This window comes from Halobacillus sp. BAB-2008, assembly GCF_000328325.1.
Lineage (GTDB): Bacteria > Bacillota > Bacilli > Bacillales > Halobacillaceae > Halobacillus.
This window is the reverse complement of sequence record NZ_ANPF01000057.1, coordinates 1-12,141: the sequence shown is the minus strand read 5'-3', so window position 1 is coordinate 12,141 and position 12,141 is coordinate 1. Positions and strand designations below refer to the sequence as shown.

Here is a 12,141-nt window from a genome sequence, read left to right as displayed (position 1 = left end):
CGAAGAGGTCACACCTGTTCCCATGCCGAACACAGCAGTTAAGCTCTTCAGCGCCGATGGTAGTCGGGTAGATCCCCGTGAGAGTAGGACGTCGCCACATTGATTACAACCATTATAATGGGATATATATTCCCACAATATCGCGGGGTAGAGCAGTCTGGTAGCTCGTCGGGCTCATAACCCGGAGGCCGCAGGTTCAAATCCTGCCCCCGCAACCAATTTAAATCGATCACTGTGTCGATTTTACTTTAGTCTTTAAATGTTTGGTCCGGTAGTTCAGTTGGTTAGAATGCCTGCCTGTCACGCAGGAGGTCGCGGGTTCGAGTCCCGTCCGGACCGCCACTATTTAAAATTAAACTTCCAGCCTTAGGATGCTTTCCTAAGGCTTTTATTATGGAATTTTTTATATTAAGCGTCCTGTTGGTATAATAGAAGAAGAAAGACTTTTTTATTGAAAGGGACGTATGTATGGATGAGTTTTCGTTTATTCAATCAATTCAACCGAAGTTTTATCGGCAGTCTTCTCTGATTAAAGGAATTCAGGATGATGCGGCTGTTTTTCGCGCTCCCGCAAGTGATATCGTCACAGCGGTGGATACGATGGTGGAGGGGGTCCATTTCACGAAAGATACAATGGCTCCTTATCATGTCGGTCACCGGGTGTTGGCAGCCAATATAAGTGATTTGGCTGCAATGGGGAGTACGCCTGCTTATTATCTCGTTTCCATCACGATCCCTTCCCATTGGGAAGAGCAGGAGCTTCATGACCTGTATGCAGGCATGGATGCTCTTGCTGCTGGTTATCATATGGATTTGATCGGCGGGGACACCGTTTCCGGACAGGAGCTTTCTGTGACGGTTACGGTGATCGGGATGGTCGATAAAAATAAAGCAAGGTATCGTTCTGTGGCTCAGCCTGCTGATGTTGTCTTCGTCACAGGTACGCTCGGAGATTCGCGCGGAGGACTCGAATGGCTCCTTAAAGAAGGGGAGAACCCGGACAAGGAGACGGCTTTTCTTGTGGAAAGACACCGGATGCCGTTACCCAGGGTTTCTTTCGCAGCAGGACTCTCCAATTTGGAACGAGTGGCGTTGAACGATATCAGTGACGGTATTGCCAACGAAGCAAATGAAATAGCAGAAGCAAGTGATGTCGATTTGATTATTGATGCGGACTATCTCCCGTATTCGGATGCATTGATGCATGTATATCCGGATCGATATAAAGAGTGGATGCTTTCCGGCGGGGAAGATTTTGAGCTGCTCGGAACCGTCCCGGAAAAGGATTGGGAACGCGTTCAGCAGATTGCGGAGCAGCTGAAACTTCGTATTACCCGGGTTGGAAGTGTTACTTCCAAACGTCAGGCGGAAGCTTCTGTCTATTTACAGGAACATGGACAAAGAAAACGGCTGGAAAAGTCCGGTTACACGCATTTGAGGAGTGAATGAACCTATGGCTATATATGAATGCATCAGCTCTTCTGCAGAAGAGACGCAGCGCCTTGCAGAGCGGCTTGGAGGACGACTTGTACCTGGAGATCTGCTGACGCTGGAAGGAGATCTCGGCGCTGGAAAAACGACGTTTACGAAGGGACTGGGAAAAGGCCTCGGTGTAACGAGGAATATAAACAGCCCGACGTTCACGATCATGAAGGAGTACCAGGGACGGATGCCTTTCTATCATATGGACGTTTATCGTTTGGAGGACAGCGAGGAAGACCTCGGCTTTGAAGAGTACTTTGAAGGCGAAGGCGTCACGGTCGTCGAATGGGCGCAGTTCATCCGGGAGTACCTGCCGGAGGAGCGTCTCGACATCACGATCCACTACAAAGACGAATCGACCCGTTCCATTAAACTCGATGCGAAATCGGAACATTTCGATGCGATATGTAAGGAGATTTTATTATGAATATACTTGCGATCGACACGTCCAATTATGTGATGGGGGTGGCCGTTCTGAAAGACGGCACCGTCGCTGGTGAATATGTTACGAATATGAAAAAAAACCATTCGATCCGCCTCATGCCTGCGATCGACCAGCTGATGGAGGAAACGGGTACGAAACCGGAAGAGCTGGACAGAATTGCTGTCGCACACGGACCCGGTTCTTACACAGGCGTGCGTATCGGTCTTACGACGGCGAAAACGATGGCATGGGCACTCGGCATTCCTGTAGTCGGCATTTCCAGTCTGGAGGCTGTTGCCCGTCAAGGCGCATTCTTTGATGGATATGTATGTCCTTTCTTTGATGCGCGCCGCGGTCTTGTGTACACAGGCCTTTACGATTCATCCATGACGGTCGTGATGGAGGAGACGAACATACTTATGGAAGACTGGCTGAACCAATTGAAAGAATTGGACCGTCCTGTTCTGTTCCTTAGTCAGGATATCGCCGTCCATGAAGAGAAGATTAAAGAGGTCCTCGGGGAAAAAGCGGTCATCCCGGCTGCTCCCTACCAATTTGCTCGTCCATCCATCCTTGCAGACGTCGCAGTGGACCGGGAACCTGGGGCGCTGCATGATCTAGTACCGAATTATCTGCGTCTGCCGGAGGCCGAAGTCAAATGGCTGGAACAGCAGGAGAAGCAGTGACATGGCAGCAATCAGACAGATGACGCCTGCGGATGTGGAAGGGGTCATGGAAGTAGAGAAGATTTCCTTCCCTGTCCCGTGGTCGGAGGAAACCTTTCAAAAGGAGATGGATGATAATCCGTACGCCCACTATTATGTCGTCGAAGAAGAGGGCAGGATTATCGGATATTGCGGTTTGTGGCTGATCATCGACGAGGCACACGTCACCAATATCGCCATCCATCCGGACTACCGGGGACAAAAGCACGGGGAGAACCTCTTCCGCCATACGTGCGAACAAGCGATTGAACATGGAGCGATTCAACTCTCCCTTGAAGTGAGGGTATCAAATACAGCCGCGCAGCATATGTACCGGAAGTTCGGACTGGTACCGGGTGGAATCCGCAAACGGTATTACTCCGACAACGGAGAAGATGCGTTAGTAATGTGGGTGGGATTAAAATGACGAAGGATCAATATATACTGGCAATTGAGACAAGCTGTGACGAAACAGCTGTCGCCATCGTAAAAAATGAAAGAGAACTGGTAGCAAACGTCGTGGCTTCTCAAATCGAGAGCCATAAGCGGTTCGGCGGGGTCGTTCCGGAAATCGCTTCAAGACACCATATCGAACAGATGACGATCACACTGGAAGAAGCGTTGGACGAGGCGGAGATGACGATCGATGACATGGATGCGATCGCCGTTACCGAAGGACCGGGATTGGTAGGAGCCCTTTTAGTAGGGGTGAATGCAGCAAAAGCCGTCGCCTTTGCGAAGCAGAAACCGCTCGTCGGCGTCCACCATATCGCCGGCCATATCTACGCCAACCGTTTGGAGAAAGAGTTCGAGTTCCCGCTGCTCGCCCTGGTCGTTTCCGGAGGGCACACCGAGCTTGTCCTGATGAGAGAGCACGGCTCCTATGAAATCATCGGAGAAACGAGGGATGATGCCGCAGGGGAAGCCTATGATAAAGTGGCACGTACGTTGAAGCTGCCATACCCAGGCGGCCCTCAAATCGACCGGCTGGCACAAGAAGGAGAAGAGACGATTGACTTCCCACGGGCCTGGCTGGAAGAAGGCTCGTACGACTTCAGTTTCAGCGGTTTGAAATCTGCCGTCATCAACCGGCTTCATAAAGCGAAGCAGCGGGGAGAAGTACTGAAGGATGCCGATGTAGCGGCAAGCTTTCAGGCGAGCGTCGTCGATGTCTTATCGACGAAGGCGGCCCGCGCGGCTGAGGAATACGGCGTCAAGCAAATGATCGTCGCCGGAGGCGTGGCTGCAAACAGAGGGCTGCGTCAGGCGCTTCAGGAGAAGTTTGTGGATATCGATACAGAACTGCTCATTCCTCCACTGTCGCTGTGTACAGATAATGCAGCAATGATTGCAGCAGCAGGGGCAGTTGCCTTTAACCAAGGACATCGGTCCGAGTGGGATCTCAATGCGAACCCCGGGCTCGATTTAGAACAGTTCGGCGCAAGGAAAAAGTAAGAGGTGACAAAAGCTCTCCTTCACGGAGGGTTTTTGTTTTCTTATCCACATGTGTATAAGTATGCGTTTGGTTTCCAGGTTGTGGATATGTGTGATCTTAAAAGAAAGCGATACCATTTCTGTGGATAACGTCGGGTTTTATTGTGGATAATGTGCATAACCCTGTTGAAAACCGATAAATCAAATACACAGCTGTTAGTAACTTTGTTGATAATCTGTAGAGAAATAAGGACGAAAAAAGAGCACCCACCATCTGTGGATGCTCTCTTCTTATTCATCGTGCAGCGTTTCCCATTCTTCCATCAACTGCTCGAGAGCAGATTGCTTTTCGGCATTGTCCTGCGTGAGCTGAAGGGACTTCTCGTGGTCCTGGTAGACTTCCGGATCACAGAGTAAGGCTTCATTCTCTTCCAGCTGCTGCTCGATCTGTTCAATCTCCGCTTCTATTTCAGCGATACGGCGGTTTCTCTTCCGCTCTTCCCGCTTCGCAGCTTTATCTTCCTGGAAGCTGTTCTTGGCCTGTGGCTCGTGCTTGGCGGGCTCTTTCAGGCGCCGCTCTTCGGCTTCCAGCTGCTCGAGTTCATATTCTTCCTGTTTCTTCTCCACATAGTAGTCGTAATCTCCGAGGAACAGTCTCGTTTCCTCCGGATTCATCTCGACGACCTGTGTCGCGATTTTGTTAATGAAGTATCTGTCGTGGGAGACGAACAGTAACGTTCCTGGATAGTCGACGAGTGCGGCTTCCAGCACCTCTTTACTGTCGAGGTCCAAGTGGTTGGTCGGCTCATCCAGAATCAAGAAGTTCGCTTCCTGCATCATCAGCTTGGCGAGGGAGAGACGTGCCTTCTCTCCACCGCTCAAGGCAGAGACCGGCTTCAGGACATCTTCGCCTGAGAAAAGGAAGTTTCCGAGAATGGTCCGGATATCCCTCTCATTTTTCATCGGGTAATCGTCCCATAGCTCATTCAGAACGGTCTTCGTGGAATTCAACTTATTCTGTTCCTGATCGTAGTAACCGATCTGGACGTTCGTGCCGATCAGCTTGTCTCCTTTGACGGCTTCCAAATCGCCGATGATCGTCTTAAGGAGGGTGGTCTTTCCGACCCCGTTCGGACCGACGAGGGCCACCGAATCGCCTCGGTTCAGATCAAGGGAAACCTTGTCGAACAGGTTCGTATCGCTGTCCGGATAACGGAACGCATAGTCTCTCAGTTTGAGCACATCGTTTCCGCTGCGCTTCGCCACTTGGAAGCTGAACTTCGCGGATTGGTTATCGTCTTTCGGTTTTTCCAGCCGGTCCATTTTCTCCAGCTGTTTGCGCCGGCTCTGGGCGCGCTTCGTCGTCGTCGCACGGACGATGTTCTTCTGGATGAAGTCCTCCATCCGTTTGATCTCTTCCTGCTGCTTCTCGAATCGCTTCATTTCCTGCTCGAAGTCGGCTTCTTTCTGCTTCAGGTAGTTACTGTAATTGCCGTGATACTTCTTAGAGGATTGGAAGGCGATCTCGTAGACCGTGTTGACGATCTTATCGAGGAAGTAGCGGTCGTGGGAAACGATGACGACCGCACCCTGGTAGCCCTGCAGGTACCCTTCGAGCCAGGAGATCGTATCGATGTCCAGGTGGTTGGTCGGTTCATCGAGAATAAGCACGTCCGGCTTCTTCAACAGCAGCTTCCCGAGTGCCAGCCTCGTCTTCTGGCCGCCGCTTAAGGACGTGATCGGTGTATCCCAGTTGAAATGCTGGAAATTCAGCCCGTTCAGTACCGAGCGGATATCCGCTTCGTATTGGTATCCGCCTGCGTTCTTGAAGTATTCCTGCTTGCGGTCATAATCGGTCAATAACTGCTGGTAGCGCTCCTGATCCGAGATCAGGTCAGGGTCTGCCATGTTCGCTTCCATCGCGCGCAGCTCTTTCTCTAAGTCCTTCAGATGGAGGAAGACTTTCTCCATTTCATTCCAGATCGTTTGGTCGGACTGCAGGCCTGTGTTTTGAGCGAGATATCCGAGCGTCGTTTCCTTCGGCATGAAGATGTTTCCTTCATCATAGCTCATCTCGCCGGCCATCATCTTCAGCAGGGTCGACTTTCCTGCACCGTTTCTGCCGACAATGGCGATCCGGTCGTTCTTTTGTACTTCCAGTTTAATATTAGATAAAATCAATTCAGCGCCGAAACGCTTTTCCAATTGATTCAACTGCATGAGAATCATGTCGTTTCACCTCGATAAATCAAGTGTATATCATCGGTGAGCCTGCTAGCAACAGAAGCCCTCGCGAGATTGTGAAAACTTTAACGACTTCCCTGTGATTTTTTGTTAAAATGAAACTAGTGTTGCCGCCTGCGGCATGACCAATCACATAAAAGGGGTAGTTGGAGATGGCGGAATTCAGTCATTTTAATGAGCAGGGCCGGGCACGGATGGTCGATATATCAGAGAAAAACGATACGGTCCGGACGGCTGTTGCGAGAACGAGTGTGGAAGTGAAGGAAGAAATATACGAGAAGATTACCAACCAGACAATGGCCAAAGGGGACGTGCTCGCGGTCGCCCAAGTCGCCGGAATCATGGCAGCGAAGAAAACGTCGGATTGGATTCCGATGTGTCATCCGCTTTCCTTGAAGGGAATCGATGTATCCTTCGATTGGGAAACAGGGGAAACGAAAAAGCTGCTGATCGAGGTTTCCGTGAAGACGAAGGGAAGCACCGGGGTAGAAATGGAAGCGCTAACGGCCGCTTCTGCCACAGCATTGACGGTTTATGATATGTGTAAAGCAGTAGATAAAGGCATGGTCATCGGTCCGACTTACCTTGCAGAGAAAACCGGAGGGAAGAACGGAGATTACCGAAGAAATGACGAGTAAAGGAGCAGAGAGACGACAATGGATATAGAACAAGCGAAAATCCCTCAGGCGACAGCGAAGCGGCTTCCGTTATATTACCGTTTCCTGAACAACCTGCACAGCCAGGGGAAACTGCGGGTGTCATCGAAAGAATTGAGTGAGGCAGTCAAAGTCGATTCCGCAACCATCCGCCGTGATTTCTCCTATTTCGGAGCCCTCGGGAAGAAAGGTTATGGTTACAATGTCGAGTACCTGCTTTCCTTCTTTCGGAAGACGCTGGATCAGGACGAGACGACACGTGTCGCGCTGATTGGTGTCGGGAACCTGGGAACGGCTTTCCTGAATTACAATTTCACGAAGAACAATAATACAAAGATCGAGATTGCCTTCGATGCGAGTGAGAATCGGATCGGGAGTGAAGTCGGCGGGGTGGAGGTCCATCACATCGATGATCTGGAGAAGAAGATCGGCGATTTGAAGGTCGCGATTCTGACGGTTCCTGCCTCAGAGGCGCAGGCGATCACCGACCGTCTCGTCGAGGGCGGAATATCGGGTATCCTGAACTTCACGCCGGCCCGAATCAACGTGCCGTCGGATGTGAGGGTGCATCATATCGATCTTGCGATTGAGCTTCAAGCGCTCGTCTACTTTTTGAAGCATTATCCGTTGGATGGAAAAATAGAGGATTGAAAAAAAGATGCCGGCTCCGGCATCTTTTTTTGTTATTCTTATTCGGTTTCTTCTTTCCATTTCTTATCGATCAGCATTTTACCCGGCCACGTGTAGGCCATGATGCCGCCGTCGACCGTGATGTCCTCTCCGGTTACATAGGAGCTGTCGTCACTGGCGAGGAACAGGGCGACGGATGCGATTTCATCCGGGCTTCCAAGTCGGCCGAGTGGAGTGATCCACTTGTTGGCATCACGGAATTCCTGTCCTTCCTTATCTTCCTTCGAACCGGCAAGGCCGTCTACAAGCGGTGTCTCAATCGTACCGGGAGCGATGGAGTTGACGCGGATGCCGTCCCGGGCGTAGTCGATTGCCATCGCACGGGTGAAGTTCGTGATTCCGCCTTTCGCCGCGTTATAGCCGGAGCGGTCGAGGTCAGCAGCTCTTCCGGACATGGAAGATGTGTTGATGATCGATCCGCCGTTATCCATCATTAATGGAAGCAGGTATTTGCTCGTCAGGAACGTTCCGCGCAGATCGACAGCGATGATCCGGTCGAAGAGATCGACCGGATATTCGTGCACTTTGCCGCCTTCTTCGTCGATCCCTGCGTTGTTGAACAGGACATCGATGTTGCCGTACGTCTTCTTCAGGTAATCAGCAAATGCCGAAACGCTGTCCTCTTTCGATACGTCGAGCGTGTACGTCTCCGCCTCGCCGCCTTCGTTATGAATTTCATCCACCGTCTTCTTCACGGCATCGACATTGATGTCGGCACAGACCACCGTCGCGCCTTCCTTTGCGAATAATTTCACGGTTGCCGCTCCGATTCCTGTCGCAGAACCGGTCACAACAGCTACTTTATTATCTAAACGTCCCATAAATGGTTCGCCTCCTTGTGTGATTCTCCTTTGTTATACCCACCTTGAAAAACGTTATAAACATAGGCGGGAGAGGGGAAGCGATTACAAAGAAAAAAGATTCCTCTCTCGTAAATCGGTCAAGCGGCGATTAGAGTTGCAGGATGGTGGTATAGTAACTAGGTAATTAAGGAGGTAAGGTACGATGAAACGATTACCTAATAAGTGGCTCGTCGTCGTGTCTGTCCTGTTCGGAACCTTCACCGTCATTCTGAACAACAGCATGCTGAATCCGATTCTGCCACGTTTTATAGAAATATTCGATTCCAATGCCGTTTCTGTCGGATGGATTTTGACGATCTTCATGGTCGCGATGGGGATGACGATGCCGTTGACCGGCTACTTCGGCGACCGGTTCGGGAAGAAAAAGGTGTACCTGTCCGGGCTCTGTCTCTTCCTTGTCGGGTCACTGTGCGGCTTCTTCTCCTCGACGCTCTCGATGGTGATCGTCTCCCGGGCCATCCAGGGCATGGCCGGCGGTCTGATGCTGCCGATCGCCATGGCGCTCATCTTCCAGTCCTTCCCCCGGCACGAACGGGGCCTTGCTGTCGGCGTGTACGGCATCGCCGCTATGGTCGCCCCCGCAATCGGACCGACGATCGGCGGGTTTCTCATCCAATACGTCGACTGGCCGTGGCTCTTCGCCTTGAACATTCCGTTCGGCCTGACGGGACTCGTCCTCTCTTCGAAATACCTGGAGCGGACGGAAACCCATCCCGAAAAGAAATTCGACCTTGTCGGATTTCTTATTGTATCGCTCGGCATCGGCGGCCTGCTGTTTGCACTCGGAAGAGGGAGGACGCTGGATCACCTCCTGGACCCGATCAACATCGTCCTTATCGTCGTCGGACTCGCAGCCGTCGTGCTGTTCGTTTTCTACGAGAACCGACAGGACGATCCGCTGTTGAACTTATCGGTGTTCCGGGTCCCGACTTATGCGGCGTCGATTGTCGTTACATCCGCCGCCTCGATCGGACTCTTCTCCGGGATATTCCTGCTGCCGCTGTTGATCCAGAACGTCTACGGCTGGAGTGAAGTGATGACGGGGCTCTTATTCCTGCCGGCAGCGGCTGCGAGCGGTGTATTCATGTCGCTCGGAGGAAGAATCCTTGATAAAAAAGGGCCGCGCTATGTCGTCCCGCCGGGGCTTGCCATCATGGCGGCAGCGACGTTCGCACTCGGGTTCCTTCACCTGTCGACCCCTTACTGGCTGATCCTGCTGTTGAATACAGTCCGCGGCGTCGGGATGGGGATGGGCAATATGCCGGCGACGACGTCCGGCATGAACAGCATCCCGGATCATCTCGTCGCGCAAGGGTCCGCGATGAACAACATCATCCGCCAGATGTCGTCCTCGATAGGCATCGTCTTTTTCTCTGTCTATTATGAAGTGCGGAGGGCGCAGATCCAGGCGGCTTCCGACATCGACCTCCAGGCCGCCACGCTGCAGACGCTGAATGAAGCCTTCCTCGTCTCCGGAGTCGTCCTCGTCCTTGCCATCCCTTTCTCCTTTATACTAAAAGGAGCACAGGACGACTCGAAGGAATAGGTGGTTTTGGAAGGTCTGGGAGGGGCGGGCTCCGATCCTGCATATCTTCCTCTAAGGAAATGAAGATAAAGATAGCGGAGGGCAGGAACTGGTATTGTGGTGCTGTGTTTGACATAAAGGACTCCGATGAGGAGGCTCACCGGCCGCCCCACGGAAAGCCTCTCCTTTCCCGGAGCCCGCTTCTCACGTCTGATTCCCACTATACAAGACATAAAAAAGCAGGAGCTCCGCAGCTCCTGCTTTTGTTATTCTTTCTTATTTTTTGCCTGCTGTATTTTCCTGTGAAGATTAAACAGCCGGATGGCGACGGCGATGTTGACGGTCGCGACCGACGCCAGGATGATGGTCATCGCATTCCACACGGTCTCACCGGCCGACTGGGCCGCAATATACGTGAAGGCGACGCCCATGGAAAGGTAGAGCATGGCCATGAACATTGGTGATGTTCTCATAATTATAAAAAGCCTCCAATAAAGATGGTCTCTAATTGTTCCTGCATCCTTCTGATGTCTTCCTCCGTGAGGAAGTACTGCGTGATGACAACGAACGAGTTCATCGCCATATGTGCCACGATTGGTGTAATAATTCGTTTTGTTTTGACATACAGGAAGGCGAATACGACTCCCATGGAGAAGTAGACTAGCATGTGGGTGAAATCAAAGTGAAAAGCACCGAAGATCAAGGACGATACGAGAACGGCTAAGAAAAAGTTCGTTCGTTTATAGATCGACCCGAAAATGATTTTACGAAAGAGGATTTCCTCCGTAATCGGTGCAAACACGACCGGAAGCAGGATGAACAGCGGTGACTGACGCGCAATCTCCATCAATCCCATCGTATTCTCGGACCCTGCCGGCACATCGAACAGCTGCGATTCGATCGTAGCTGCAATCGCCTGGGCGAACAACGCCAGGAATACACCCGCAATCGACCAAAGCACGACAGACCCGGCCGAGGAACGATCGCTTCTCGTCATTTCTTCCCGAAGATCAGGCTTCAGCAGAATCAAGATGATGATCGTCGCGATTGTGAAGCTGGCGACGGACCAGACGGCGACGGCATCATACCTTCCCATACCGAGAGCCACCAGAAGCGGTGCACCGGCAAGGGCGGATAACTGTGTAATAACATAAGTCAGAATGATATACCAATAACGGTTTGGCATAAATTCACGGCTCCTTTTATATAACAGTAAACGGGTCAAGACAACGTCCGCCCGTGAACCTCAATATCCATACTTTATGTATTTTATCACAGTTTCAAAACCTCACGTAAGAAATAAGGGTTATCGTACGAATATTGTCGAAAAAGAAGCAAAAAAATTGTGTAGTTCCTACTTGAAAAACGAAGGCAGATTTATTATTATAATAACTGTGTTAGCACTCGCCAACATCGAGTGCTAATAAACGACAAAAAATTTGAAACAACCATATCAAGGAGGGTGTCCTAATTGTTAAAGCCACTTGGTGATCGTATTGTTATTGAACTAGTTGAGGAAGAACAAACTACTGCAAGCGGAATCGTACTTCCGGATTCAGCGAAAGAAAAGCCGTTGGAAGGTAAAGTCGTCGCTGTCGGTTCCGGCCGTGTGACAGAAAACGGAGAAAAAGTAGCGCTTGAAGTTGCAGAAGGCGACCGCGTCATCTACTCCAAGTTCGCAGGTACAGAAGTGAAATACGAAGGCAGCGAATTCTTGATTCTGCGCGAATCAGATGTACTGGCTGTCATCCAGTAGTCACTTTCTTTCTATAAATACTTAGAAATACGATTTTAATGAGGAGGGCATTTTTAAATGGCTAAAGAAATCAAATTTAGTGAAGACGCACGACGCTCCATGCTTCGTGGTGTTGATACATTAGCAGATGCTGTAAAAGTAACACTCGGACCAAAAGGACGTAACGTCGTTTTGGATAAAAAATACGGTTCTCCACTGATCACGAACGATGGTGTGACTATCGCGAAAGAAATCGAATTGGAAGACCAGTTCGAAAACATGGGAGCACAGCTCGTTTCTGAAGTAGCTTCCAAAACAAACGATGTAGCCGGGGACGGTACGACTACAGCGACGGTTCTTGCACAAGCGATGATCCGCGAAGGA

14 protein-coding genes, 2 tRNA genes and 1 rRNA gene are annotated in these 12,141 nt (G+C 50.9%); 13 read left to right on the top strand and 4 right to left on the bottom strand.

Features of this window, described 5'->3' with window-relative positions; translation table 11 throughout:
* The 8 genes from rrf to tsaD form a co-directional block, all read left to right on the top strand.
* A 5S ribosomal RNA gene (gene rrf / locus D479_RS13055) occupies positions 1-100 on the top strand; the annotation flags it as partial.
* 41 nt (positions 101-141) lie between these two features.
* Positions 142-218: transfer RNA gene (locus D479_RS13050), tRNA-Met, on the top strand.
* Between the two features lie 47 nt (positions 219-265).
* A tRNA-Asp gene (locus tag D479_RS13045) sits at positions 266-342 on the top strand.
* A gap of 126 nt (positions 343-468) precedes the next feature.
* Positions 469-1,449: a thiamine-phosphate kinase gene (gene thiL / locus D479_RS13040; RefSeq protein WP_008637825.1), complete on the top strand. Its 981-nt coding sequence runs from the start codon at positions 469-471 to the stop codon at positions 1,447-1,449.
* 4 nt (positions 1,450-1,453) lie between these two features.
* The gene (tsaE, locus tag D479_RS13035) at positions 1,454-1,909 is read left to right on the top strand and encodes a tRNA (adenosine(37)-N6)-threonylcarbamoyltransferase complex ATPase subunit type 1 TsaE (RefSeq protein ID WP_008637822.1); all 456 of its coding nucleotides are present in this window, start codon (positions 1,454-1,456) and stop codon (positions 1,907-1,909) included.
* A complete protein-coding gene (gene tsaB, locus D479_RS13030) occupies positions 1,906-2,592 on the top strand; it encodes a tRNA (adenosine(37)-N6)-threonylcarbamoyltransferase complex dimerization subunit type 1 TsaB (RefSeq protein ID WP_008637820.1) in 687 nt (228 codons plus the stop codon). Before tsaE ends, tsaB begins: the two co-directional genes overlap by 4 nt.
* Position 2,593: 1 nt before the next feature.
* Positions 2,594-3,037 carry a ribosomal protein S18-alanine N-acetyltransferase gene (gene rimI, locus D479_RS13025; RefSeq protein WP_008637819.1) on the top strand — a complete coding sequence of 148 codons (444 nt, stop codon included), beginning with the start codon at positions 2,594-2,596 and terminating at the stop codon, positions 3,035-3,037.
* Positions 3,034-4,065, top strand: coding sequence for a tRNA (adenosine(37)-N6)-threonylcarbamoyltransferase complex transferase subunit TsaD (gene tsaD, locus D479_RS13020; RefSeq protein WP_008637818.1), 1,032 nt, complete (start codon positions 3,034-3,036; stop codon positions 4,063-4,065). The genes rimI and tsaD overlap by 4 nt, the downstream gene beginning before the upstream one ends.
* A gap of 270 nt (positions 4,066-4,335) precedes the next feature.
* On the opposite strand, the gene abc-f is transcribed toward tsaD, so the two are convergent.
* Positions 4,336-6,273, bottom strand: coding sequence for a ribosomal protection-like ABC-F family protein (gene abc-f, locus D479_RS13015; RefSeq protein WP_008637817.1), 1,938 nt, complete (start codon positions 6,271-6,273; stop codon positions 4,336-4,338).
* A 167-nt stretch (positions 6,274-6,440) separates the two neighbouring features.
* Here abc-f and moaC point away from each other — a divergent pair, with 167 nt between their 5' ends.
* Positions 6,441-6,926 (top strand): cyclic pyranopterin monophosphate synthase MoaC, encoded by a 486-nt coding sequence (gene moaC, locus D479_RS13010; RefSeq protein ID WP_008637816.1) that lies wholly within the window; start codon positions 6,441-6,443, stop codon positions 6,924-6,926.
* An 18-nt stretch (positions 6,927-6,944) separates the two neighbouring features.
* Complete coding sequence (locus D479_RS13005; protein ID WP_008637814.1) at positions 6,945-7,595, top strand: redox-sensing transcriptional repressor Rex; 651 nt, start codon at positions 6,945-6,947, stop codon at positions 7,593-7,595.
* A gap of 38 nt (positions 7,596-7,633) precedes the next feature.
* On the opposite strand, the gene D479_RS13000 is transcribed toward D479_RS13005, so the two are convergent.
* The gene (locus tag D479_RS13000; protein WP_008637812.1) at positions 7,634-8,455 is read right to left on the bottom strand and encodes an SDR family oxidoreductase; all 822 of its coding nucleotides are present in this window, start codon (positions 8,453-8,455) and stop codon (positions 7,634-7,636) included.
* Positions 8,456-8,639: 184 nt separating this feature from the next.
* On the opposite strand from D479_RS13000, the gene D479_RS12995 reads away from it, so the two are divergent.
* Positions 8,640-10,043: an MDR family MFS transporter gene (locus tag D479_RS12995; protein WP_008637811.1), complete on the top strand. Its 1,404-nt coding sequence runs from the start codon at positions 8,640-8,642 to the stop codon at positions 10,041-10,043.
* 245 nt (positions 10,044-10,288) lie between these two features.
* Here D479_RS12995 and D479_RS12990 read toward each other — a convergent pair whose 3' ends face one another.
* Both D479_RS12990 and D479_RS12985 read right to left on the bottom strand, forming a co-directional pair.
* Positions 10,289-10,495 carry a YdiK family protein gene (locus tag D479_RS12990; RefSeq protein ID WP_026578833.1) on the bottom strand — a complete coding sequence of 69 codons (207 nt, stop codon included), beginning with the start codon at positions 10,493-10,495 and terminating at the stop codon, positions 10,289-10,291.
* A 2-nt stretch (positions 10,496-10,497) separates the two neighbouring features.
* Positions 10,498-11,208, bottom strand: a complete 711-nt coding sequence (locus D479_RS12985; protein ID WP_008637807.1) for a type II CAAX endopeptidase family protein — start codon at positions 11,206-11,208, stop codon at positions 10,498-10,500.
* A gap of 285 nt (positions 11,209-11,493) precedes the next feature.
* On the opposite strand from D479_RS12985, the gene groES reads away from it, so the two are divergent.
* Both groES and D479_RS12975 read left to right on the top strand, forming a co-directional pair.
* Positions 11,494-11,778, top strand: a complete 285-nt coding sequence (gene groES / locus D479_RS12980; RefSeq protein ID WP_008637806.1) for a co-chaperone GroES — start codon at positions 11,494-11,496, stop codon at positions 11,776-11,778.
* Positions 11,779-11,835: 57 nt separating this feature from the next.
* Positions 11,836-12,141: TCP-1/cpn60 chaperonin family protein (locus tag D479_RS12975; protein WP_008637805.1), on the top strand; the 306-nt coding region annotated here is incomplete at its 3' end.